Consider the following 23,773-nt stretch of genomic DNA (forward strand, 5'->3'; position numbering starts at 1 on the left):
ACGGGACGATAAGTTAACGTTCGTGGACAAGTTTAGGGTTAGCCTGTAATTGTTGGGTTAACGCAGTTGTTGGCTTATGAGTGTCATTGGTTGAAACATATTGACGTTTAGCCACCACTTGTACACCTTCAGTTGATAGTTTGAGGTTTAAATCACCCTCAGGTACACAACAACAGGGCAGACATTCATCTGATTTCAGTTCTGCTAGTGGCTCGGAGAAGTATTTGACTTCTCCTGATATCACTGTGGTTTTACACGCGCCGCAAAATCCATTACGACACTCTGAAAACACTTTTACTTTTTTCGACTCAAGCGCTTCTAATAAGCTTGAATGTTGGCCGTCAAATAAAATAACCGGCTGTCCTTTCAAGCTCACGATAGGGGCTTTTTTGAAAAAATTTTTATAGGTCAAAATCTAAAAACTCATCGCCATCAACAGAAGAATCAATTTGACCAACAAGATAAGATGACACTTCTACTTCTTGTGGGGCAACCTGTACTGCATCACTTTCTAACCAGTTTTTCATCCACGGTAGTGGGTTTGACTGTTCATCATAAGGTTGAGGTAAGTGAACTGACTTCATCCGTTGGTTAGTAATAAACTCAACGTACTGGCATAAAATCTGTTCATTTAAGCCAATCATCGAACCGTCTTTGAATAAGTACTTGGCCCATTCTTTTTCTTGTTCCGCCGCTTTAACAAATAAGTCATACGCTTCTTGCTTACACTCAGCAGCAATTTCTCCCATTTCTGGGTCGTCTTTACCACCCTGCATCAGGGCTAAAATGTGTTGTGTGCTATTGAGGTGTAATGCTTCATCACGGGCAATTAAGCGAATAATTTTAGCATTACCTTCCATTACACGGCGCTCTGCAAAGGCAAACGAACAGGCAAAACTGACATAGAAGCGAATCGCTTCTAAGGCATTAACTGACATCATGCACAAATATAATGACTTTTTAAGAATACGTGAATTAACGGTGATTTCTTTACCGTTAATAATGTGCGTTCCTTCACCTAACAAGTTATTAATCTGGGTGAGGTTAATTAAGTCATCGTAATAAGCGGCAATATCACCGGCACGCTTTAAGATTTCGTCATTTTGTACAATATCGTCAAATACCACAGATGGGTTATTAACAATATTACGAATAATGTGGGTGTACGAACGCGAGTGAATGGTTTCAGAAAACGACCATGTTTCAATCCACGTTTCTAATTCTGGTAGCGATACCAAAGGCAAAAATGCCACATTCGGTGAACGGCCTTGAATTGAGTCGAGTAATGTTTGGTATTTTAGATTTGATAGGAAAATATGCTGTTCATGTTCAGGTAAATTACCGAAATCAATTTTGTCACGGCTGACATCAACTTCTTCTGGACGCCAGAAAAACGATAATTGCTTTTCAATTAGCTTTTCAAAGACTTCATATTTCTGTTGATCGTAGCGTGCCACATTAACCGATTGACCGAAAAACATAGGTTCTTTGGTAGAATCGTTAGGTGTTTGACAAAATGTTGAGTAAGCCATTATTTAGGTGTCCTGAAAACGCATTTTTCAAAAAGCGGGGAAGGCCCCCGCTAAATATACATAAAGTGATGATTAGATCTTACACGCACCGCCACCACAACCATCGTCTTCTTCTTCGACAGCAATAATGTCGTCAAACTGATCAGAAGCACCGTCACGAGTATTATGATAATACAATGTTTTAATGCCCAGTTTGTAGACGCTTAACAAGTCTTTTAACAATGTTTGCATCGGTACACGACCGCCTTCAAAACGGCTTGGGTCATAATTGGTGTTAGCCGAAATAGCTTGGTCGATAAACTTCTGCATTAAACCAACAAGTTGGATGTAACCATCGTTGTTTGGCATATTCCACAGCAGTTCATACTTATCTTTCAGTAATTCAAAATCAGGAACGACTTGCTTTAACTGACCATCTTTACTGGCTTTAACGCTAATTAAACCGCGTGGAGGCTCGATACCATTAGTCGCATTTGAAATTTGCGATGAGGTTTCAGACGGCATTAGCGCAGACAAGGTTGAGTTACGTAAACCGTACTGCTTAATGTCGCTACGTAAGCTTTCCCAGTCCATGTGCAATGGCTCGTCACAAATCTTGTCTAAATCACGCTTGTAGGTGTCGATAGGTAAAATACCTTTCGAATAAGTTGTCTCGTGGAATAACGGACATGCACCTTGCTCTTTTGCTAAGTTCATCGACGCTTTCAGTAAATAAAACTGAATCGCTTCAAAGGTTTTGTGAGTTAAGTTATTAGCTGAACCGTCTGAATACTTTTTACCGTTTTTAGCTAAATAGTTAGCAAAGTTAATCACCCCAATACCTAAGGTACGACGGTTCATTGAACTCGTTTGCGCGGCTTTAATTGGGTAATCTTGGTAATCAAGTAAGTTATCTAGCGCACGAACAGCTAAATCAGCTAATGGTTCAAGCTCTGATAAATCTTTAATTGCGCCTAAGTTAAGTGCTGACAAGGTACACAACGCGATTTCACCGTCTGGATCATCGATGTTTTTAAGTGGCTTAGTCGGTAAAGCAATTTCTAAACATAAGTTAGATTGCTTAATTGGCGCAACTTTAGAGTCAAACGGGCTGTGAGTATTACAGTGATCGACGTTTTGAATGTAGATACGGCCAGTAGAAGCACGTTCTTGCATCATCAATGAAAACAGTTCAACCGCTTTAATTTGTTTTTTGCGGACATTGCTGTCTTGTTCATACTGAAGGTATAAACGTTCAAACTCAACTTGGTCTTCAAAGAATGCATCGTAAAGACCAGGCACGTCTGATGGGCTGAATAGACTGATATATTCGCCTTTAATCAAACGTTGGTACATTAATTTGTTTAACTGCACACCGTAGTCAAGATGACGTACACGGTTGTCGTCAACACCACGGTTGTTTTTTAGTACTAATAGCGATTCAACTTCTAGATGCCATAAAGGATAGAACAGCGTTGCTGCACCGCCACGTACGCCGCCTTGAGAACACGACTTCACTGCAGTTTGGAAATACTTATAAAATGGTAAACAACCGGTGTGGAATGCTTCGCCGCCACGAATAGGGCTACCAAGGGCACGAATACGACCCGCATTAATACCAATACCAGCACGTTGGCTAACGTATTTAACGATAGACGATGCAGTCGCATTGATTGAATCTAAGCTGTCATCACACTCAATCAATACACATGAGCTGAACTGACGTGTAGGGGTACGCACACCGGCCATGATTGGTGTTGGTAAAGAAATCTTAAACAGAGACGTCGCGTCATAGAAGTCTTTAATGTACTTCAAACGAATTTCTTTTGGGTAACGGGCAAACAAACATGCTGCGACTAAGATGTATAAAAACTGGGCGCTTTCGTACACTTCATGGGTGACACGGTTTTGAACCAGGTATTTACCTTCAAGTTGCTTTACCGCGGCATAAGAGAAGTTCAAATCGCGCCAATGATCGATATAGGTGTCGAGTGTGTCTAATTCTTCACGGCTGTAGTCAGCCATGATATGCATGTCATATTTACCCAGTTCAACTAATTTGGTGACATGGTCATATAACGTTGGTGGTTCAAATTGACCAAACGCTTTTTTACGTAAGTGGAACACCGCTAAGCGGGCAGCCACAAATTGGTAGTCGGGTGACTCTGGAGAGATCAAGTCAGCCGCAGCTTTAATGATCGTTTCATGAATGGCTTCTGTTGGAATGCCATCAAAAAACTGCAGATGAGATCGAAGTTCTACTTCAGATACTGAGACGTTTTTTAATCCCTTGGCTGCCCAAGTGATCACGCGATGAATTTTATCTAAATCGATAGATTCACGTTCGCCACTGCGTTTAGTGACTGTCATATTGCTATTCATTGAAGAGAGGCCTTGGTTCTATATCTAATCATGTGATCTGTTGTTGGATGCAGTGCTGCTTGATTCGATCCGAACCAGTTACAAAACAATTCCATGTTAAAACAATCAACCTGATGTACTCACAACGTGGTAGTTAAACACCAGTACGTTCAGTTAGCCACTACATCCTTTGGAACGTCGTGGAGTAGTGTTTTGATTGTCAGCCACACACAAGATATGGTGTTATTTAAAATCTAAGATACAAGATAGTGAGGTTTGAGGTTTATTGCAAGCCACAATTTCATTAACTTCTTGTGGATAACTTGAGGATAAACGGCAGGGTTAGTGACAACTAACCCTAGAGCCCAAATTCATAAAGAGTTTTTGATAAATGATATTTTTTAATCCATCAAATGATAAAAATTTGATCGCTAAAATAAACAGCGATCAAAAAAAATGGACCGTTTATTGATTGATCTTTTGTTGGTTTTGATCGGGTAGAAATTGATGACTGTTAACTGTACATTTAAGCTTAATAAGACCCGCTAAACCGATGTCGAACACTGTCATTAATCAGTGAAAAACTGTTTAAGTGAGGCTCCGTGTTGAAATTGTTTGCTTGCTGGCCATGTGTCAGGTTTATCTGTCGCAGATAAATAACCCCATAACGCAACGCCGCCTAACATACTGGCATTGTGGGCGGCGACTAAGTCACGTTCAGCGTCACCTAGATATAAGATACTTTGAGGAGCAATGGCAATTTGTTGTGCTGCTAACAGCATTGGTGCTGTATGAGGTTTAGAGTGACGAGTGCTATCACCACTGATCATGGTTTTCAATTTATGAGTTAAACCAAGCTTTTCCACTAATGGCCTGGCAAATCGAGCCGGCTTATTGGTCACTACGCCATAAGGAATCGATTGGGCATCAAATAAGGATAATAGTTCGGGTAAGTCAGCGAATAAACGGCTGTTGTCACCATTGATACGGGCATAATGCTGAAGTAGTGCTTGCTGGATGGTAATTTGTACTTGTTCATCGGCATCTGGAATGGCCGTTTTAACTAAATATAAGCTTCCATGTGATGCCGCATGGCGCATCAAGTCAAGCGGTTGGACGTTAAAACCGGCTTCATCCAAGCTGAGATTCAATGCCTGTACTAAATCTGGTGCGGTATCGGCTAAGGTACCGTCTAAATCGAACAGCACTCCTTTTATATCTTGTTTATGCAAGGGCTAGCTCCTAACGAGAGAAAATAACAATAGACAGTGCAAGCCCTTTATAGCGTTATTGGCACAACATAACGCTATTGTGGTGCATTCACATTGAAATGTTGAAAAGAATCACCTGGATGATTAATCAATTTTTTGAGTGGCTATCATATAATTTACATCGACACTTTTAGTGTACTTAAACACACCCGACAATGGATTGTAGGTAATTCCCAGCGCATCTTTACACAATAAGTCGGTGTTATCGACTAATGCCATCAGTTCCGATGGGCGAATAAACTTGCTGTGATCGTGAGTACCAACTGGCAGCATTTTTAATAAATACTCTGCGCCGATAATCGTCTTTAAATACGACATCATATTACGGTTTATGGTTGAGAAAAACACAAAACCATTAGGTTTAACCATGTCACAACAGGCTTGAATAACCGATTGGGGATCGGGTACATGTTCGAGCATTTCCATGCAAGTGACCACATCATAATATTCGCGGTGGTTATCGCGATGTGCTTCGGCTGTTGTTTTGAGGTAATTAACCGTAACACCAGACTCTAAGGCATGTAGTTTTGCCACTTCAAGTGGTGCGTTGCCCATATCAATACCGTCAACGTTAGCACCTAGGCGCGCCATACTTTCTGACAAAATACCGCCACCACAGCCAACATCAAGTACTTTTTTGTCAAAAATACCTTCAGCGGTTTGGTCAATGTAGTTTAAACGCAGTGGATTAAGTAAATGTAATGGCTTGAACTCGCCATTGAGATCCCACCACGTTTGCGCCATGGCTTCAAATTTTGCGATCTCGAGTGGATCAACATTGGGTGTCGATTGTTCAGCGTGTGACATAACGTAACCTAAGTGTGTAATAAAGTATGGTCGCTATTATAGCGATAACCTTTGCGAATAGTAGTCAACAATGGCTTTTGCCGTTTACGCTTGCTCATAAAACATCCATTTAAGCGAGGTAAATGGATGTTTTATGCTATCAACTGCTTAAATCATCAACAAGTTAACGATAATTGTTGCTCAAATTTAGTCGTATATTAGCCAATGAATAAACTAAATTAGCTGAAAATATTAGCTTTTTTGTAATTTTTAAGAGTGATAGAGCATTTGGCTGGTCTTTGCTCTGGCGACATTAAATATCTGTGTTAGAATGCCAAATCACGTTTTTAAGCTAGATAATAATATGGAAGTTTTATTGTCAGCTCACTTTAGGGGAACGCGCAGTTTATGACTGATCTGGCATCATCTATTTCGCCAATTAACATCGAAGACGAACTTAAAAATTCTTACCTTGATTACGCCATGAGCGTAATTGTAGGTCGTGCATTACCTGACGTCCGTGACGGTTTAAAACCAGTTCACCGTCGAGTATTGTTCGCAATGAGCGAATTAAAAAACGATTGGAACAAACCATATAAAAAATCCGCTCGTGTCGTTGGTGACGTAATTGGTAAATATCACCCACACGGTGATACTGCTGTATACGATACAATTGTACGTATGGCGCAACCGTTCTCGCTACGCTATACATTGATTGACGGACAAGGAAACTTTGGTTCGGTCGACGGTGACTCTGCAGCGGCGATGCGTTATACCGAAATCCGCATGCAAAAGTTGGCGCATTCATTATTAGCCGACCTTGAAAAAGAAACTGTGGATTTTGTGCCTAACTACGATGGCACAGAGATGATCCCTGCGGTGTTACCAACACGCGTACCGAACTTATTAATCAATGGTTCATCAGGTATTGCGGTCGGTATGGCCACTAACATTCCACCTCACAACTTAACAGAAGTAGTGAAAGGCTGTTTGGCGTTAATCGAAGATCCAAGTTTATCGATTGAACAGTTAATGGAATACATTCCAGGTCCAGATTTTCCAACGGCAGCTTCAATAAACGGTCGCAAAGGCATTATCGATGCTTATCACACTGGCCGTGGTCGCGCTATCATGCGCTCGAAAGCGGAAATTGAAACTGAAGATAATGGTCGTGAACGTATTATTGTTCATGAAATTCCATATCAAGTTAACAAAGCCCGTTTGATTGAAAAAATTGCCGAGCTTGTTAAAGATAAAAAATTAGAGGGTATCAGTGGCCTACGCGATGAGTCTGATAAAGACGGTATGCGTATTGTTATTGAAATCAAACGTGGTGAAGTGGGTGAGGTTGTACTAAACAACTTATATTCTCAAACACAAATGCAGTGTTCTTTTGGTATCAACATGGTGGCATTGACTAACGGTCAGCCTAAATTGTTTAACCTTAAAGAAATGCTTGAGTGTTTTATTCTTCACCGTCGTGAAGTGGTCACGCGCCGTACTGTATTTGAACTGCGTAAAGCCCGTGAACGTGCTCATGTTCTTGAAGCACTAGCCATTGCATTGGCTAACATCGACCCTATTATTGCGCTTATTAAAGCCTCACCTACACCTGCTGAAGCCAAAGCAAAATTGGTTGCACAAGGTTGGGAATTAGGTCATGTACAAGGCATGCTTGAAAAAGCTGGTGATGACGCTGCACGCCCTGAATGGTTAGAGCCTGAGTTCGGTATCCGTGACGGTCAGTACTATTTAACTGAGCAACAAGCACAAGCAATTTTGGAATTACGTCTGCACCGTTTAACCGGTCTAGAACATGACAAGATTTTAGCTGAATATGAAGAGCTTTTAGTTCTGATTGCAGGTTTGTTATTCATTCTTCGTACTCCATCTCGTTTGATGGAAGTGATTAAAGAAGAACTTGAAGAAATACTTGAGCAATACGGTGATGAGCGTCGCACGATTATCAACGCTAACGAAATTGATATGAGTCTTGAAGACTTAATCAATGAAGAAGACGTTGTAGTGACATTGTCTCACTTAGGTTATGCGAAATACCAAGTGTTGTCAGATTACCAAGCGCAGCGTCGTGGTGGTAAAGGCAAAGCGGCAACTAAAGTAAAAGATGAAGACTTTGTTGAAAAGTTATTGGTGGCAAACACCCATGACACCATCTTGTGTTTCTCTGACTTTGGTAAGATGTACTGGCTAAAAGTGTATCAATTACCATTGGCAAGTCGTACAGCCCGTGGTCGTCCAATTGTTAACTTATTACCACTGTCTGACGGTGAGCACATTACTGCAATCCTACCAGTACGTGAATACGCAGATGATAAATTTATCATCATGGCTACCGCGCACGGAACCGTTAAGAAAACAGCATTAACAGCTTACAGTAACCCTCGTGCAAACGGCATTATTGCGGTGAACCTAAAAGACGGCGACCAATTAATTGGCGTTGATATTACTGAAGGTAGTGACGACATTATGTTGTTCTCTAATGAAGGTAAAGTGGTTCGCTTTAATGAAAAAGCGCGTGATTCTGAAACCGGTGAAGTGAAGATTGATGCTGAAACTGGCGAAGAAATTATTGCACTGCGCCCTATGGGTCGTACTGCTACCGGTGTTCGCGGTATTAAACTTGATGCTGGCCAAAAAGTGGTGTCGTTAATTGTACCTAAAGGTGACGGTGCTATTTTAACCGTAACTGAAAATGGTTACGGTAAGCGTACTGAGCTGAGTGAATACCCAGCGAAGAGCCGCGGTACTAAAGGCGTGGTATCAATTAAAGTCAGTGAACGTAATGGTGAAGTTGTTGGTGCTGTTCAAGTAGGCACATTTGACGAAATCATGTTGATCAGTAATAAAGGCACCTTAGTGCGTACTCCTGCTGAAGGCGTATCCATTATTGGTCGTAACACTCAAGGTGTGACTATCATCCGTACCGCAGAAGACGAGAAAGTCGTTGGTTTGCAGCGTATTGAAGAAATTCAAACTGAAGAGTTGTTAGACGAAGAAGGCAATGTTATTCCAGTAAGCGATGTTATCGATGCTGAAGCGACAGATGCTGAGTCAACTGACGATGTTGAATCAACAGATGCAGACGAAGCCAAAACCGGAGATGACGAACAAGAGTAATAGATTACTTTTGTTGTAGATATCCTCGAACGGGCGCCCTTATGGCGCTCGTTTTATTTTACGGAATAAATTTCATCAAAATAGGTAAATAAAGGCCTATTCATCAACCCGTAAAATACTTACTATTACGGTTAAATTGTTATTGTCTATATTGATTATTTGTCAAAGGAGTTGTCTGTGAGCGCGATTTATAATTTCTGTGCTGGACCTGCCATGTTACCTCAAGCTGTAATGCAAAAAGCACAACAGGAATTAATTGATTGGAATGGCCTAGGCGTCTCCGTGATGGAAATCAGTCATCGCAGTAAAGAGTTTATTGCGCTGACCGATCAAGCAGAGGTGACATTACGCAAGTTGATGAACATTCCTGCAAATTACCACGTGTTATTTATGCACGGTGGTGGCCGGGCTCAATTTTCTAACGTAGTGAATAACTTTCTTGGCGATAATGGTCAGGCACTGTATTTGGTCAGTGGTCAGTGGTCATCGGCAGCGGTCACTGAAGCGAAGAAATTGGTAAGCGAGCACAATATTGACAGTATCAATATTGTTGAGCAAATCAATGGGCTTCATCAGGTTAAACTGCCGCACTTAACGGCAATCGATAAAGATTATCGTTATGTGCACTATTGCTCAAATGAAACCGTAGATGGTATCGAGATTTTTGAAGAGTTAGACAGTCCATGGCCAATTGTTGCTGATTTATCATCGACCATCATGTCGCATGAAATTGATGTCAGCAAGTACGGTCTTATTTATGCCGGCGCGCAAAAGAACATTGGTCCATCAGGCTTGTCGATTGTCATTGTGCGTGACGATATGCTTAAACTGCCTAGTCTGCCGCAATCATCAGTAATGGATTATCGCGTTGCCGTTGAGTATGGTTCTATGTTTAATACGCCGCCAACGTTTGCTTGGTATTTAGCCTCGGAAGTGTTTGCGTGGTTAGCCGCAAATGGCGGCATAAGTGCGATGGCTGAAGTGAACCAACAAAAAGCTGCGTTACTGTATGCTTGTATCGATAGCAACCCGTTTTATAAAAACGGTGTAGCACCACAAAACCGCTCACGCATGAACGTCACCTTTCAACTAGTGAATGATGCCTTAGACAGTGAGTTTTTAGCCCAAGCGGAGCAGGCTGGGTTAGTGGCGTTAAAAGGTCATCGTATTGTCGGTGGTATGCGTGCAAGTATTTATAACGCCATGCCGCTAGCGGGTGTGCAAGCCTTAGTGGACTTTATGAATAACTTCGCCGTAAAGCACAGTTAATTCGAACCGCTTATTTATTTACCGTAAGATCGGCTTAGTAAAGACAAAAAGCGAATGCCTAACAGCATTCGCTTTTTTTATGCCATCAATAAATGTGTATGTTATCGCTATATTACTGTTCTAACTTCTTGCCACTGGTCTTTCTGGCCTGTGAGTTCTGTTAATTCATCGGCTTTAATTTACAGCGCAGTAAAGTATGACCTAGGCCAATGTTGTCGATATCTTCATCAACATACAGCCCAGCCTCATTGATCATTTTAAGCATGTCTTTACTGTGATACATCCGGCTATTTCCATTGGCTATCGCGGTAAAATACAACGAGGTTGCGTTAACGCAATAGGCGCCCGCTTCGTGTGGCTGTCTGTCCCAATAGGTCTCTAAAATACACAGTTCACTGCCAGGTTTCATCGCAGCCACTGTGCGCCGAAGAATAGTGATGATTTGTTGTTTAGAAAAACAATCTAAAAATTGACTCATCCAATACAAATCACCTCCTTGGTAAAACGGTTTGTTGCTATCAAGCAAATCGGTTTCAAATGGATGAACGCGGTCGGCAACCAAACATGCTTGGGCATTTTTCATTGCCACAGCAAGTTGACCGGGTAAATCCATTATGGTGACGTTGACGTTTTTATTATAGCGGGTGCAGGCAAATGCCCATTTACCGGTATTACCGCCTACATCAATAATATGAGCTGGATCTGACTTGAAAATCAAAGGTAATAAGCTGTCAAAGGCATGATCTGAATAGTAATGATCAAATTCAAACCAGCTTTTTTTAGTTTGTTCAGGTAGCTGGCTTAACCCTGGGTAAATAGTATCCCAATCGCCAAAGTGTTTAAGTCCTATTGCTTTGCCTTGCTTAAGTGAATCATCAAGATCAAACAAGCCTTGATAGCAAACATCATGGACGAAGTTTAGGTTCTTGGCGGCCATATCATCATGGAGTAAGAAATAACCCGTTTTATCGAGTCGATAATGATCATCCTTACACCAAAAAATGCCCATGCTTAATCCCATATCGAGCAATACATGAATGGCATACTCAGACAGTTCAAAATGTTGAATCAGTTGAATTAAGCTAATACCTTCGTCTCCGGCGTCATCAACTTTTGCCAGTAAGCCAAATTGACTTAAGCAACGGGCGACTTGAAAGCTTACGGGTGCGAAGGCTATTTTTTGTGCTTCAAACTTAGCATCAAATGCAGACATTTTTTTGGGAGATTGGTAAAAAGACATTAACCGTATTAACTCAAAGGAAGGAGGTGATATGGGTTTTATAGTAGCAAGATAATGCTAGTAAGGTTTTGAGCTACTTCTAGTTTTTGTTTTTTGATAAATGTATAACAATAGAAGTTGAAGCATAACATGACATTTTGACTGAGTTTTTTATACAAAACTCTGCCTCAATCAATAATTCGAGCGGGTGTGAGCCCGCCCAAATTATCTTATTTAACTCAGCAAGCCGAATAGAATGGCAGTCATAGATAATAAACCGGTAATGACGACGAATATGTTGCTTACTCGACCGCGGTAGGCTTTCAGTGCCGGGACTTTGTATATCGCATACATTGGCATGAGATACAAAATAGCCGCAATCACCGGGCCACCAAGCGCTTCAATCATACCCAGAATACTTGGATTCATAATCGCCACGCCCCAGGTGGTGATAAACATAAACCCTAAAATAAATTTATCCACTTTTGTGCTGTTTTCTGGCTTGCTGCTATCCGGTAATTGCTTAACAATAATGCCTTTTAACCCTTCTGTGGCACCCATATAGTGACCGAAGAAAGATGAAATAATGGCGATGAAAGCAATGACAGGGGCAAAATAACTGATAAAGCCACTTTCATGCACGTTGGCAAGATAAGACAATATCGGCAAGTTATCGGCTTTAGCTTCTAATAACTGCGCCGGTGTTAACGACAGTACACAAGAGAACACAAACAACATCACAAATCCGACTAACATAATGGCTGTATTGCGGAGGATGACATCGGCTTTATGGGAGGCATTCGCGCCGTGTTCTTTTTTGAGTGAAACCGAGAATTGTGAGATAGCGGGTGAATGGTTAAAGGCAAATACCAACACTGGAATGGTTAACCAGACAGTCCCAAGAAAATTAGTTGTCGAAGGCACAACCATTAATGCATCAAACTTCCAGTCTGGTATGAGGTACAAGGACATAAAAGCAAGGATTGCGACTAACGGATAGACTAATAATCGCGTCACGGAGAGCATAAATTTTTCACCAGCAACCATCACCGACATCATGCCTAAGATGAGCATTCCCGAAAGCAGCCAACGTGGAATACCACTGACTTTATCGATTATTTGCCCGCCAGCTTCCGTCAGTGCAGGCGTACCGTCGAGTAACATTCTTGGGACGTCGGTAAACATGCCTAATTGATTAATAATGAAACTGTCGACGGTATTAGTTATCCCAACGCCATAGATTAATACAATAGGATATATGGCGAGAAAATACAGCCAAGTAATCGCTTTACCTGCTCCAGTACCAAAATGTTCTTCAACGACCTGAGTGATGTCACTGCCAGGAATCGCTGATGAACATAGGAAACGAGATAATCCACGGTGAGCGAGATAGGTCATTGGGCCTATCATGAGTGCCATTAACACTAATGGCCAAAACCCTCCCATTCCCGCATTGATCGGTAAAAATAAAATTCCGGCGCCAACCGCGGTGCCAAACAAGCTCAACATCCAAGTGGTATCCTGGCGTGACCAGCCAGTGGCTGAGACAACGGAGGATACGGGGATCTCTTGTACACTTATGGTTTCATTTTGCATGGCTGACTCGCTTTGTTGATATATTAAATTCAGCGTCAGGCTATCTCTTTTTAAGAAAAATTAAACAGTTACAGAGTCATTATGTTAATAATGTTCATGCAATGGGAGCTGTATCCCGATGAGCGTAAATTAAAAACTACAAGCAGCTTCAATTTATATACAACCATCACCTATAGATTTAACAGTGCGATTACTTAAATCGAGACCCAAGAATTAACGGTATTATGTATTAGGCATATTGACTCAATTCGATAAATTGCATTGCTGATATTTGGCATCACTTGAGCCTGCTATTTACAAGGGCAGGTAAGTTAACCTAACTCGGATTGCGGTCTTGGGGAATTATGATGGAATAACAAAATGGCTATTTTTGATAACTGATTTTTATGTCATTTTGAGGGGGTAAGCAGACAACTTTTTAGACTGAGCATAAACAAGGCCGCATTTAGCGACCTTGTTTATACAGTAATGTTACTTGCTAACCATTATCTAAATAGTATCGGTTATAGCACTGCCGCGATTGATTTCGCTAAATAATCAACATTAGTTTCACTAATACCAGCAATACTGATGCGGCTTGAGCCGACCATGTACACACTGTATTGCTGTTTAAGGGTTGCCACTTGTTCTGGCTTAACACCTAAAAATGAGAACATCCCTTTTTGGCGGGCGATAAAACTAAAGTCACGGTCAACACCATTGGCCGTTAATTGATTGACCAACATTGCCCGGTTACCGTTAATACGGTCGCGCATGACTTTTAGCTCGTCTAACCATTGTTGCTTGAGGGCTGGGGTGCCTAAAATGGTTTCAACAATCGCAGCACCATGTGCTGGCGGCATAGAATAAATACAGCGCACTACGTATAACAATACCGATTGGGCAACATCTACAGTTGCACTATCTTTCGCCACAATTGAGCAAGCGCCAATACGTTCGCGGTATAAACCGAAGTTTTTCGAGCAAGAGCTGCATAAAATCATGCTTTCAACTGCTGCAGCCATTTGACGTACGCCATAAGCATCTTCATCTACGCCGTCACCAAAACCTTGATAAGCCATATCAATTAATGGCGTAAAGCCTTGCTTAACCGTAACCTTAACCACTTCATCCCATTGCTCAGTCGTTAAATCCATGCCACTTGGATTATGGCAACAAGCATGTAAAAGCACTACGTCATCTTTACCAATGGTATTTAAGGTTGCCAGCATTTGATCAAATTTAAGGGTTTTGCTGTCGTAGTCATAATACGGATAGGTTTTCACCGTAACACCAGCTGCTTCAAATAAACCCGTGTGGTTTGCCCACGTTGGGTCGCTAACCCATAACACTGCATTAGGATTACAACGCTTAATAAAGTCAGCAGCAACGCGCAGAGCACCGGTTCCGCCAGGGGTTGACACTGTTCGCACTCGGTTAGCCAGTAATGCACTGTGGCTAGCACCAAAAGCTAATTCACCCATAAGTTGGTTAAATGACGCAGAGCCAGTCGGGCCGATGTACACTTTGGTTGTTTCGGTATCTAAACGAATTTTTTCGGCGGCTTTTACACAATCTAAAATAGGTGTATGACCAACAGGATCTTTATATACGCCCACACCTAAATCGACTTTATTTGGGTGGCTGTCTTCGCGGTATTGAGTCAATAGGCCTAAAATCGGATCGGCAGGCATCGCGGTTAATGAATTGAACATGAATTGACCTTCTTATTTAAAATTACAGGCATGAGGGCGAAATAAGCTAACAATATATGCATTATGGTCTTAAGCATAACGTGATTTACATCAATAAAGAACTGCTAAATCAGCTGTGATGGGATATTAGCAAGAGGGTTGTTACGATTTCTGGCAACTAAGCCTGACAGGTGAAATAGCCAATGTTGTGGTCCGATTTGCTAGGGGCTGTTGATCTTTCACATTGGCAGCCAAATTATAGAGCAAGCTAGAGCCAGCAGGCTTTCAAAATTAATTTTCAATTTATCATAGCGGGTAGCTATCGCTCTAAAATGCTTGAGCCGAGCAAAAGCATTTTCAACTAAATGCCGATATTTGTATAAACACCAATCGATATCGCCATTTCCTTGCTTCGAATTTTGTCTTCTAGGGATCACTGGCTTTGAACCACATTCACGCACTTTATCTCTAATCGCTTCACTGTCGTAGCCTTTGTCTGCAATAATAAAATGACTTTGTGGCAATAATTCAATAAGGGCATTAGCTGCTTTGCTATCATGAACTTCTCCACCTGTAACAATGAATTCTATCGGTAAACCATAGCTATCTACCGCGAGATGGATTTTGCTTGTATTACCACCACGACTTAACCCAATTGCTTGATTTTCATCAGATGATGCACCTGAACTGTGTTGATGGGCTTTTACATAACTTCCATCAATAAATTCCCATTCAGTATCACTATTAGTCGATAATGTTTTGAACAGCCTAAGTAAAATACCTTTTCTTGACCACAGTAAAAATCGACGGTAAATGGTATTCCATAAGCCAAAATATTCAGGTAAATCTCGCCAAGGGCAGCCAACACGCAATCGGTAAAGGATACCTTCCATCGTAAATCGATGCTCTTGCTTGTTATAAACTCTATCATCAAGCAGAATAGCTTTTAGCTTCGACCACATCTCATCAGTGAGCATTAATCGGGGCATGGTAATCTCGTTGTATTTGTTTTTGGCGAAGTGAATTATACGAGATTACCTTCTTCGCACAAAATTCAAACAAAGATCAACAGCCCCTAATAAAAAAAGCGATAAAGATAAAATAAATTCAACTTGAGTATAAAAGTCACCTAAAACACAAAATAACGGTTGAATCCTTGCTGACAATCAGTAACGTAGGGTTACGAAGAATTATTTAGTAAATTATTAGCAAACTGTACCGAAAAATTGCCAGTGACATGTATTTTAAGATGTGCACCGATCCGCATCACGTTAACAATGTCACACTTATTTCTCCAGCGAAGCCTTTTACTCATATCTCGGTCGATAGACGTTTAATGAGTGCAACACTAAAGAAGAGTATTAATGAAACAACTGCGTCTAGACCAAATTACTCGCATGAATGGCGAAATTAACATTCCAGGCTCTAAGAGCATTTCAAACCGTGCACTGTTACTAGCCACTTTAGCGCAGGGTAAAACCACTCTGACTAACTTGCTCGACTCTGATGACATTCGCTATATGTTGGCATCATTAAAGCAGTTAGGTGTGCATTACCAGCTGTCTGACAATAATACTGTTTGTGAATTAACCGGTTTAGGTGGCGCTGTTTCATCTGTGGACGCACAGAGTTTATTTCTTGGCAATGCAGGCACTGCAATGCGACCATTATGCGCCGCACTCACATTAGGCCATGGCGAATTTACCTTAACCGGTGAGCCTCGCATGGAGGAGCGCCCAATTGGTGATTTGGTCGATGCGCTGCGTCAATTAGGTGCCGATGTCACGTATCTTAAAAATGACGGTTTTCCACCATTAACCATTAAGGCAACCGGCTTAAATGGCGGCAATGTTGACATTGCCGGTGATTTATCAAGCCAGTTTTTAACCGCATTACTCATGGTCGCGCCACTGACCAAAGACAGCGTCAACATTAATATTAAAGGCGAGCTTGTCTCTAAGCCTTATATTGATATCACCATTGCGCTAATGAAGCAGTTTGGTGTTGAAGTGATCAATCATCAATATCAACGTTTCGAAATTAAGGCCGGTCAACAATATGTCTCACCCGGTAAAGTACTGGTAGAAGGCGACGCTTCATCGGCATCTTACTTCCTCGCTGCAGGCGCTATCCAAGGCGGTGAAGTTAAAGTCACTGGTGTTGGACGCTTAAGTATCCAAGGCGATGTTAAGTTTGCCGATGCGTTAGCCCAAATGGGAGCAGATATCGAGTGGGGCGATGATTTCATTATTGCCAGAAAATCGAGCCTTCGCGCGATAGAAATGGACATGAATCATATCCCTGATGCTGCAATGACCATTGCAACAGCGGCTTTATTTGCCAAGGGCACCACAAAACTGACCAATATATATAACTGGCGTATTAAAGAAACTGATCGCTTAGCGGCCATGGCCACTGAATTACGTAAGGTTGGCGCGACAGTTGAAGAAGGCCATGACTATATTACCATTACACCACCTGCAGAATTAAATACTGCAGCAATTGATACCTATAATGATCATCGTATGGCAATGTGTTTTTCAATGATGGCTTTTGCTGATTGTGGTATCACCATTAACGATCCAGACTGCACATCTAAGACATTTCCAGATTACTTTGCTCAATTTGTACAGCTAGCAAAATAATATTACAGCGCGGAATTAAAACGGACCCTTTAGCGCATCAGGTATGTGCTAAAGGGCGATCTTGGTTTTAATAACCGAAAATTCATCAGTAATTAAGATTTTTTTGTTATACAATGCGCGCGCTTATTTTGATGAACCCTTTATCTTTTCAAGGAAGATAGATTATTTTCGGAGGAAATTATGTCTGAACGATCTCCAGTGATCACAGTCGATGGCCCAAGCGGTGCAGGGAAAGGGACGATATGCCAATTGTTGGCACAACATTTAGGGTGGCATTTGTTAGACAGTGGTGCGATTTATCGTGTTTTAGCCTTAGCCGCTATTCATCATGATGTTGAGCTAGAAAACGAAGAAGCACTGACCTTATTGGCTGCACACCTTGATGTTCAATTTTTAACGGGCACCGAGGCAGATGCCATTAAAGTGATTCTCGAAGGTGAAGATGTTACCACCACCATTCGAACACAAGAATGCTCAAATGCTGCCTCAAAAGTGGCTGCATTACCACGCGTACGTGAGGCATTATTACGCCGTCAACGTGCATTTTGTGCCGCTCCAGGACTTGTTGCCGACGGACGCGACATGGGCACAGTGGTTTTTTCTAAAGCACCAGTAAAAATATTTTTAACTGCGTCTGCTGAAGAACGTGCGCAAAGACGCTATAATCAGTTGCAGGACAAGGGCTTCGATGTTAAAATCGACCGCCTTTTAGCTGAAATTATTGAACGAGACGACCGTGATATCAATCGCGCCGCTTCGCCTCTAGTCCCAGCTGATGATGCACTTGTTATTGATACAAGCGGCATAGGTATTGAAGATGTATTGAAGCAAGTACTTGAATACGTTGGACAAAAAATTACTGTTGCGTAATCGAATGGTCGATTATTGTGCAGTAGGTATTCGTGTTAAGGATGACACGAATAATATTACTAGACTCCACATCTAGGATGGATGGTGGTTTATTTAATGAAAGTAACCTAAAACATGACTGAATCTTTTGCTGATCTATTTGAACAATCCCTTCAAACCCTAGAGTTCCGTCCAGGTTCTATCGTCCGTGGTACAGTTGTTGCCATCGAAAACGGTATGGTACTTGTTGACGCTGGTCTTAAGTCTGAAAGCCCAATCAATGCTGACGAATTCAAAAACGCACAAGGCGTTTTAGAAATCCAAGTAGGTGATGAAGTTGACGTAGCCCTTGACTCTGTTGAAGATGGTTTCGGTGAGACTCAATTGTCTCGCGAAAAAGCTAAGCGTCATGAAGCTTGGATCGTTCTAGAAAAAGCGTACGAAGATGCTGAAACTGTAATCGGTATCATCAATGGTAAAGTTAAAGGTGGTTTCACTGTTGAATTAAACGGTATCCGTGCCTTCTTACCAGGTTCTCTAGTTGACGTGCGCCCAGTTCGCGACACCGCTCACTTAGAGTACAAAGAATTAGAATTCAAAGTTATCAAGCTTGACCAGAAGCGCAACAACGTTGTTGTTTCTCGTCGTGCAGTTATCGAATCTGAAAGCAGTGCTGAACGTGATACTCTTCTTGAGAATCTACAAGAAGGTCAAGCTGTTAAAGGTATCGTTAAAAACCTTACTGACTACGGTGCATTCGTAGACTTAGGTGGTGTTGACGGTCTTTTACATATCACTGATATGGCTTGGAAACGTGTTAAGCACCCATCTGAAATCGTTAATGTTGGTGACGAAATCAACGTTAAAGTTCTTAAGTATGACCGTGAACGTACTCGCGTATCACTAGGTCTTAAGCAACTTGGCGAAGATCCATGGTTAGAAATCAGCAAGCGCTACCCAGAAAGCACACGTCTTACTGGTCGCGTAACTAACCTAACTGACTACGGTTGTTTCGTTGAAATCGAAGAAGGTGTTGAAGGTTTAGTACACGTTTCTGAAATGGATTGGACTAACAAGAACATTCACCCATCTAAAGTTGTTAACTTAGGTGATGAAGTTGAAGTGTTAGTACTAGACATCGATGAAGAGCGTCGTCGTATTTCTCTAGGCCTTAAACAGTGTAAAGTTAACCCATGGGATGACTTCGCAACTCGTTACAACAAAGGCGACAAAGTATCTGGTAAGATCAAGTCAATCACTGACTTCGGTATCTTTATCGGTCTTGACGGTGGAATCGATGGTCTTGTTCACTTATCTGACATTTCTTGGAACGGTACTGGCGAAGACGCAGTTTCTGAATACAAGAAAGGCGATGAGATCCATGCTGTAGTTCTTTCAGTAGACCCAGAGCGTGAGCGCATCAGCCTAGGTGTTAAGCAAACTGAAGATGATCCATTCAACGCATACCTAGCTGACAAGAAGAAAGGCACCGTAGTTCACGGTACTGTTTCTGCTGTTGACGCAAAAGGTGTTACAGTTGAATTAGCAGAAACAGTTGAAGGTTACATTCGTGTAGCTGACATCTCTGCAGACCGCATCGAAGACGCATCTACTGTATACTCAGTTGGTGATGCAATCGAAGCTAAGTTCATGGGTGTAGATCGTAAGAACCGTTCTATCAGCTTATCTATCAAAGCGAAAGATGAAGCTGAACAGAAAGAAGCGATTGCTACTTTGAACAAGCAAGACGATGTTGTAATGAGCAGCGCAATGGCTGAAGCCTTTAAAGCAGCTCGTAAGTAATCGAAAATCGTCTGTTGTATGGGGACTTTGTCCCCATTAGGCGACTGTGTTTGGCTTGATAATATGGGATAGCTAAGATGACAAAATCTGAACTTATCGAAAAACTCGCCACTAGGCAGTCGCAACTGTCGGCGAAAGAAGTGGAAAGTGCAATCAAAGAAATGTTGGAGCAAATGGCGACAACATTAGAAACCGGTGATCGTATAGAAATCCGTGGATTTGGTAGTTTTTCACTTCACTATCGTGCGCCTCGTACGGGTCGTAATCCAAAAACAGGAACCTCTGTTGACTTGGAAGGCAAGTATGTACCGCACTTTAAGCCGGGAAAAGAGCTGCGCGAACGTGTCGATGCTGTTAATCCTTGATTAACGCTTGAATAAAAAGCCTCCTATTGGAGGCTTTTTTGTATCTAATGGCAGTCAATGCTGGTCAGCCCAGTAAATTTCTTGGATAATCATTATATTGATGCACCTTCATGGAGAATAGCGTGAGATCATTTATTGTCGTTGTACTGGTTGGATTGATGTTTGTTCTAGCATTATTATTTGGCGCTAAAAATGAACAAGTCGTAACCTTAAGTTACTTTATTGCTGAAGGGCAGTATCGATTGCCTATGGTGCTTGCTGTGGTATTTTTCAGCGGGTTTATTATCAGCTGGATATTTGCAAGTTATCACATCGTAAAGTTAAAACTCGCATTGCGTAAAAGTAACAAAGCGCTTAAAAAGCTCACCGCTGCGGATGCAACCAGTGTAGTTGTAACGCCTAAGGATCAAGCCGCCTAGTATGCTAGAAATCTTGTTCTTGTTATTGCCTATCGCTGCCGGTTATGGATGGTACATGGGACGACGCAGTATTCGTCATAGCGATAGCCAGCAGACTAAAAAATTAAGCCGAGATTATTTTACTGGGCTTAACTTTTTATTGTCGAACGAGTCTGACAAAGCGGTTGATTTATTCATCAGCATGCTCGATGTTGACGATGAAACTATCGACACCCATTTATCGTTAGGTTCGTTATTTCGTAAACGTGGTGAAGTGGATCGTTCCATTCGCATCCATCAAAATTTGATTGCTAGGCCCAGCTTAACCAATGAGCAGCGTGACATTGCGATGATGGAGTTAGGTAAAGATTATATGGCTGCAGGTTTTTATGACCGTGCTGAAGAAATCTTTATTAACTTAGTCAGCCAAGATGACCACAGTGAAGAAGCTGAAACACAACTGCTGTTAATCTACCAAGTGACTAAAGAGTGGCAAGACGCCATCAATATCACTAAACGCCTACCTCGTAAACGTCAGCAAGTGCTTAAATGCACCACGGCCCATTTTTATTGTCAGTTAGCTGATGAAGCCAATAATGATGCTGATAAAATCAAAAAACTACAACAAGCCATTAAACAAGACGCCCAATGCGGCCGTGCTTGGTTAACCTTAGCTAAAATGTATCTTGATGCTGGCCAATTTGAGCTATGTAAGCAGGCGCTACAAGAGTTAAAAGTGGCAGATATTAATTTATTTGCCGATGGTGTTTCAATTGCAAAGCAAGTGTATCGAGATACCCAAGATCCAAATGGTTTTCATGAGCTGCTCGCCAAAGCGATTGCCGATGGCGCGGGAGCCAGTGTGGTAGTTGCACTCGCCGAACATAAAATTAGCCTCGGCCAGCATCAAAGTGCTGAAACCATGATGCTCGATAATTTATATCGTCATCCGACCATGAAAGGCTTTCAGCATTTAATGAAATTACACATTAAACAAGCTGAAGATGGTCAAGCCAAACAAAGTCTGTCCATGCTTGAACAACTTGTTGAACAACAAATTAAATTCCGCCCTAGTTATCGCTGTACTGCCTGTGGTTTCCCCTCTCACGGTTTGTATTGGCATTGTCCATCGTGTAAACAGTGGGGCAGTATCAAGCGAATAAAAGGCCTCGATGGCGAATAACGTCGCCATCACAAGATAGAATCCCTATAATAAATGCATTAACACAAGCTATTGCCGCTGGAGTCCTAATGACTGATAAATCCATTGTAGTCGCCCTCGACTATGACAATAAAAATGACGCATTAACCTTTATTGATAAACTTGACCCAGATATGTGTCGTTTAAAAATCGGCAAAGAGATGTTTACGTTATTCGGACCCGATCTGGTTAAAGACATCCACAGTCGTAATTTTGATTTATTTCTTGATTTAAAATTTCATGATATTCCCAATACGGTTGCAAAAGCCGTTGCCGCCGCCGCTGATTTAGGCGTGTGGATGACCAATGTGCATGCAAGTGGCGGCTTAGCCATGATGCAGGCAGCCAAAAAAGCATTGGTACCATTTGGCGAAGATGCACCAATATTGATAGCCGTTACCGTATTAACATCGATGTCAGATGAAGATTTAGTATTACTTGGTATTAATGTCCCTGCATTTGAACATGTACTACGTTTAGCCAAATTGACTCATCAAGCAGAGTTAGACGGGGTTGTGTGTTCCGCTCAAGAAGCTAAATTGCTTAAATCATCATTTGGACAAGATTTTACCTTAGTCACGCCGGGGATTAGACCCGCAGGCAGTGATGCTGGTGATCAACATCGCGTCATGACACCACCCCAGGCCATTGCGGCAGGGTCAGATTATTTGGTGATTGGTCGACCTATCACTCAAGCAGCCGATCCATTAGCAGCACTTAAAGCTATTTATCAATCACTGCATGTTTGATTTGTTATCGCGCTAACGGCTAAATTGACTGAGTCATGGACTTGGTCAATCTAGTGGGTAAAGGAAACTTATCTACATTAACCAAATCACACAGAAATAAGGGATGACTATGTTTGATGACAAAGGGTTTGATTACACAGGCAAAAATGTTGTTGTGGTTGGCGGTACATCTGGCATTAACCTTCAAGTTGCGATTCAATTTGCTACTGCTGGCGCCAATGTTGCGGTCGCAAGTCGCAGTATTGATAAGGTTAATGCTGCGGTAGAATTACTGAGCCAAGCTAACCCGAACGCCAAACATTTAGGTGTCAGTTTCGATGTACGTGACAACGATGCATTAACGGTTGGTTTTGCAAAAATTGCTGACCTTTACGGTCATATTGATGTGTTAGTGAGTGGCGCAGCGGGTAACTTTCCGGCCAGTGCGGCAAAGCTGTCGAACAATGGCTTTAAATCGGTTATCGATATTGATTTAATTGGCAGTTTTCAAGTATTGAAACAAGCTTATCCATTGTTATCACGCCCGAATGGCAACATTATTCAAATTTCCGCACCACAAGCGTATATCGCGATGCCGTTACAAGTGCATGTTTGCGCCGCTAAAGCCGGAGTCGATATGTTGACTCGTACATTAGCGTTAGAGTGGGGTGTTGAAGGGATACGAATTAACTCTATCGTACCTGGTCCAATAGAAGATACCGAAGGCTTTAATCGCTTAGCCCCCAGTGAGGAACTGCAACAACGAGTGGCCAATAGTGTGCCGCTAAAACGCAATGGTAAAGGTCAAGATATTGCTAATGCAGCTTTGTTCCTTGCATCTGACATGGCGTCATACATTACCGGTGTTGTTTTGCCTGTTGATGGTGGTTGGTCATTGGGTGGAGCCAGTATTGCAATGACAGAATTAGGCGACATAGCCGCCAAGCACGGTTTATAAAA

At 41.8% G+C, this 23,773-nt stretch carries 19 protein-coding genes; 10 read left to right on the plus strand and 9 right to left on the minus strand.

Annotation, left to right across the window (positions count from 1 at the left end):
• Window positions 1–13: 13 nt before the first annotated feature.
• The 5 genes from yfaE to ubiG all read right to left on the minus strand — a co-directional run bounded on the left by yfaE (window position 14) and on the right by ubiG (window position 5,950).
• Window positions 14–412, minus strand: coding sequence for a class I ribonucleotide reductase maintenance protein YfaE (yfaE, locus tag HNW13_RS06285; protein WP_101087076.1), 399 nt, complete (start codon window positions 410–412; stop codon window positions 14–16).
• Window positions 402–1,532, minus strand: coding sequence for a class Ia ribonucleoside-diphosphate reductase subunit beta (gene nrdB, locus HNW13_RS06290; RefSeq protein ID WP_101087077.1), 1,131 nt, complete (start codon window positions 1,530–1,532; stop codon window positions 402–404). Before nrdB ends, yfaE begins: the two co-directional genes overlap by 11 nt.
• 72 nt (window positions 1,533–1,604) lie before the next feature.
• The gene (gene nrdA, locus HNW13_RS06295; protein ID WP_101087078.1) at window positions 1,605–3,893 is read right to left on the minus strand and encodes a class 1a ribonucleoside-diphosphate reductase subunit alpha; all 2,289 of its coding nucleotides are present in this window, start codon (window positions 3,891–3,893) and stop codon (window positions 1,605–1,607) included.
• A 548-nt stretch (window positions 3,894–4,441) separates the two neighbouring features.
• The gene (locus HNW13_RS06300) at window positions 4,442–5,104 is read right to left on the minus strand and encodes an HAD-IA family hydrolase (protein ID WP_192114998.1); all 663 of its coding nucleotides are present in this window, start codon (window positions 5,102–5,104) and stop codon (window positions 4,442–4,444) included.
• A 123-nt stretch (window positions 5,105–5,227) separates the two neighbouring features.
• Entirely contained in the window at window positions 5,228–5,950 is a 723-nt protein-coding gene (ubiG, locus tag HNW13_RS06305) for a bifunctional 2-polyprenyl-6-hydroxyphenol methylase/3-demethylubiquinol 3-O-methyltransferase UbiG (RefSeq protein ID WP_101087080.1), read from the minus strand.
• Between the two features lie 387 nt (window positions 5,951–6,337).
• Here ubiG and gyrA point away from each other — a divergent pair, with 387 nt between their 5' ends.
• Both gyrA and serC read left to right on the plus strand, forming a co-directional pair.
• Entirely contained in the window at window positions 6,338–9,067 is a 2,730-nt protein-coding gene (gyrA, locus tag HNW13_RS06310) for a DNA gyrase subunit A (protein WP_192114997.1), read from the plus strand.
• 177 nt (window positions 9,068–9,244) lie between these two features.
• Window positions 9,245–10,336: a 3-phosphoserine/phosphohydroxythreonine transaminase gene (serC, locus tag HNW13_RS06315; protein WP_162023222.1), complete on the plus strand. Its 1,092-nt coding sequence runs from the start codon at window positions 9,245–9,247 to the stop codon at window positions 10,334–10,336.
• A gap of 160 nt (window positions 10,337–10,496) precedes the next feature.
• Here serC and HNW13_RS06320 read toward each other — a convergent pair whose 3' ends face one another.
• The 4 genes from HNW13_RS06320 to HNW13_RS06335 form a co-directional block, all read right to left on the minus strand.
• Window positions 10,497–11,576, minus strand: a complete 1,080-nt coding sequence (locus tag HNW13_RS06320) for a methyltransferase (RefSeq protein WP_162023221.1) — start codon at window positions 11,574–11,576, stop codon at window positions 10,497–10,499.
• Between the two features lie 213 nt (window positions 11,577–11,789).
• Window positions 11,790–13,151 (minus strand): aromatic amino acid transport family protein, encoded by a 1,362-nt coding sequence (locus HNW13_RS06325; RefSeq protein ID WP_182743504.1) that lies wholly within the window; start codon window positions 13,149–13,151, stop codon window positions 11,790–11,792.
• A gap of 503 nt (window positions 13,152–13,654) precedes the next feature.
• Window positions 13,655–14,845, minus strand: coding sequence for an amino acid aminotransferase (locus tag HNW13_RS06330; protein WP_101087085.1), 1,191 nt, complete (start codon window positions 14,843–14,845; stop codon window positions 13,655–13,657).
• Window positions 14,846–15,063: 218 nt separating this feature from the next.
• Window positions 15,064–15,813, minus strand: a complete 750-nt coding sequence (locus HNW13_RS06335) for an IS5 family transposase (protein WP_124011573.1) — start codon at window positions 15,811–15,813, stop codon at window positions 15,064–15,066.
• 375 nt (window positions 15,814–16,188) lie between these two features.
• On the opposite strand from HNW13_RS06335, the gene aroA reads away from it, so the two are divergent.
• The 8 genes from aroA (at window position 16,189) to HNW13_RS06375 (ending at window position 23,771) form a co-directional block, all read left to right on the plus strand.
• Window positions 16,189–17,469 (plus strand): 3-phosphoshikimate 1-carboxyvinyltransferase, encoded by a 1,281-nt coding sequence (gene aroA, locus HNW13_RS06340; protein ID WP_101087086.1) that lies wholly within the window; start codon window positions 16,189–16,191, stop codon window positions 17,467–17,469.
• 180 nt (window positions 17,470–17,649) lie between these two features.
• Entirely contained in the window at window positions 17,650–18,339 is a 690-nt protein-coding gene (gene cmk, locus HNW13_RS06345; protein ID WP_101087087.1) for a (d)CMP kinase, read from the plus strand.
• 114 nt (window positions 18,340–18,453) lie between these two features.
• Window positions 18,454–20,121 carry a 30S ribosomal protein S1 gene (gene rpsA, locus HNW13_RS06350; protein ID WP_059743635.1) on the plus strand — a complete coding sequence of 556 codons (1,668 nt, stop codon included), beginning with the start codon at window positions 18,454–18,456 and terminating at the stop codon, window positions 20,119–20,121.
• Window positions 20,122–20,198: 77 nt separating this feature from the next.
• Complete coding sequence (ihfB, locus tag HNW13_RS06355; protein WP_011637578.1) at window positions 20,199–20,486, plus strand: integration host factor subunit beta; 288 nt, start codon at window positions 20,199–20,201, stop codon at window positions 20,484–20,486.
• Between the two features lie 122 nt (window positions 20,487–20,608).
• Window positions 20,609–20,905, plus strand: a complete 297-nt coding sequence (locus HNW13_RS06360; RefSeq protein ID WP_162023219.1) for a lipopolysaccharide assembly protein LapA domain-containing protein — start codon at window positions 20,609–20,611, stop codon at window positions 20,903–20,905.
• A gap of 1 nt (window position 20,906) precedes the next feature.
• Entirely contained in the window at window positions 20,907–22,067 is a 1,161-nt protein-coding gene (gene lapB, locus HNW13_RS06365) for a lipopolysaccharide assembly protein LapB (protein ID WP_101087089.1), read from the plus strand.
• 68 nt (window positions 22,068–22,135) lie between these two features.
• Window positions 22,136–22,834, plus strand: coding sequence for an orotidine-5'-phosphate decarboxylase (gene pyrF, locus HNW13_RS06370; RefSeq protein WP_192114996.1), 699 nt, complete (start codon window positions 22,136–22,138; stop codon window positions 22,832–22,834).
• A 109-nt stretch (window positions 22,835–22,943) separates the two neighbouring features.
• On the plus strand, window positions 22,944–23,771 hold the full coding sequence (locus HNW13_RS06375; RefSeq protein ID WP_192114995.1) for an SDR family oxidoreductase: 828 nt from the start codon (window positions 22,944–22,946) through the stop codon (window positions 23,769–23,771).
• Window positions 23,772–23,773 lie beyond the last annotated feature (2 nt).

Origin of the sequence: Shewanella sp. BF02_Schw, from assembly GCF_014596695.2 — a bacterium.
Taxonomy (GTDB): domain Bacteria; phylum Pseudomonadota; class Gammaproteobacteria; order Enterobacterales; family Shewanellaceae; genus Shewanella.

What these genes read in the sequence shown, in the direction of transcription:
- nrdB (WP_101087077.1), bottom strand. Translation starts at nt 1,532, where the DNA reads ATGGCTTACTCAACATTTTGTCAAACACCTAACGATTCTACCAAAGAA.
- HNW13_RS06330 (WP_101087085.1), bottom strand. Translation starts at nt 14,845, where the DNA reads ATGTTCAATTCATTAACCGCGATGCCTGCCGATCCGATTTTAGGCCTA.
- nrdA (WP_101087078.1), bottom strand. Translation starts at nt 3,893, where the DNA reads ATGAATAGCAATATGACAGTCACTAAACGCAGTGGCGAACGTGAATCT.
- aroA (WP_101087086.1), top strand. Translation starts at nt 16,189, where the DNA reads ATGAAACAACTGCGTCTAGACCAAATTACTCGCATGAATGGCGAAATT.
- ubiG (WP_101087080.1), bottom strand. Translation starts at nt 5,950, where the DNA reads ATGTCACACGCTGAACAATCGACACCCAATGTTGATCCACTCGAGATC.
- HNW13_RS06335 (WP_124011573.1), bottom strand. Translation starts at nt 15,813, where the DNA reads ATGCCCCGATTAATGCTCACTGATGAGATGTGGTCGAAGCTAAAAGCT.
- HNW13_RS06320 (WP_162023221.1), bottom strand. Translation starts at nt 11,576, where the DNA reads ATGTCTTTTTACCAATCTCCCAAAAAAATGTCTGCATTTGATGCTAAG.
- rpsA (WP_059743635.1), top strand. Translation starts at nt 18,454, where the DNA reads ATGACTGAATCTTTTGCTGATCTATTTGAACAATCCCTTCAAACCCTA.
- pyrF (WP_192114996.1), top strand. Translation starts at nt 22,136, where the DNA reads ATGACTGATAAATCCATTGTAGTCGCCCTCGACTATGACAATAAAAAT.
- lapB (WP_101087089.1), top strand. Translation starts at nt 20,907, where the DNA reads ATGCTAGAAATCTTGTTCTTGTTATTGCCTATCGCTGCCGGTTATGGA.
- HNW13_RS06375 (WP_192114995.1), top strand. Translation starts at nt 22,944, where the DNA reads ATGTTTGATGACAAAGGGTTTGATTACACAGGCAAAAATGTTGTTGTG.
- HNW13_RS06325 (WP_182743504.1), bottom strand. Translation starts at nt 13,151, where the DNA reads ATGCAAAATGAAACCATAAGTGTACAAGAGATCCCCGTATCCTCCGTT.
- cmk (WP_101087087.1), top strand. Translation starts at nt 17,650, where the DNA reads ATGTCTGAACGATCTCCAGTGATCACAGTCGATGGCCCAAGCGGTGCA.
- gyrA (WP_192114997.1), top strand. Translation starts at nt 6,338, where the DNA reads ATGACTGATCTGGCATCATCTATTTCGCCAATTAACATCGAAGACGAA.
- ihfB (WP_011637578.1), top strand. Translation starts at nt 20,199, where the DNA reads ATGACAAAATCTGAACTTATCGAAAAACTCGCCACTAGGCAGTCGCAA.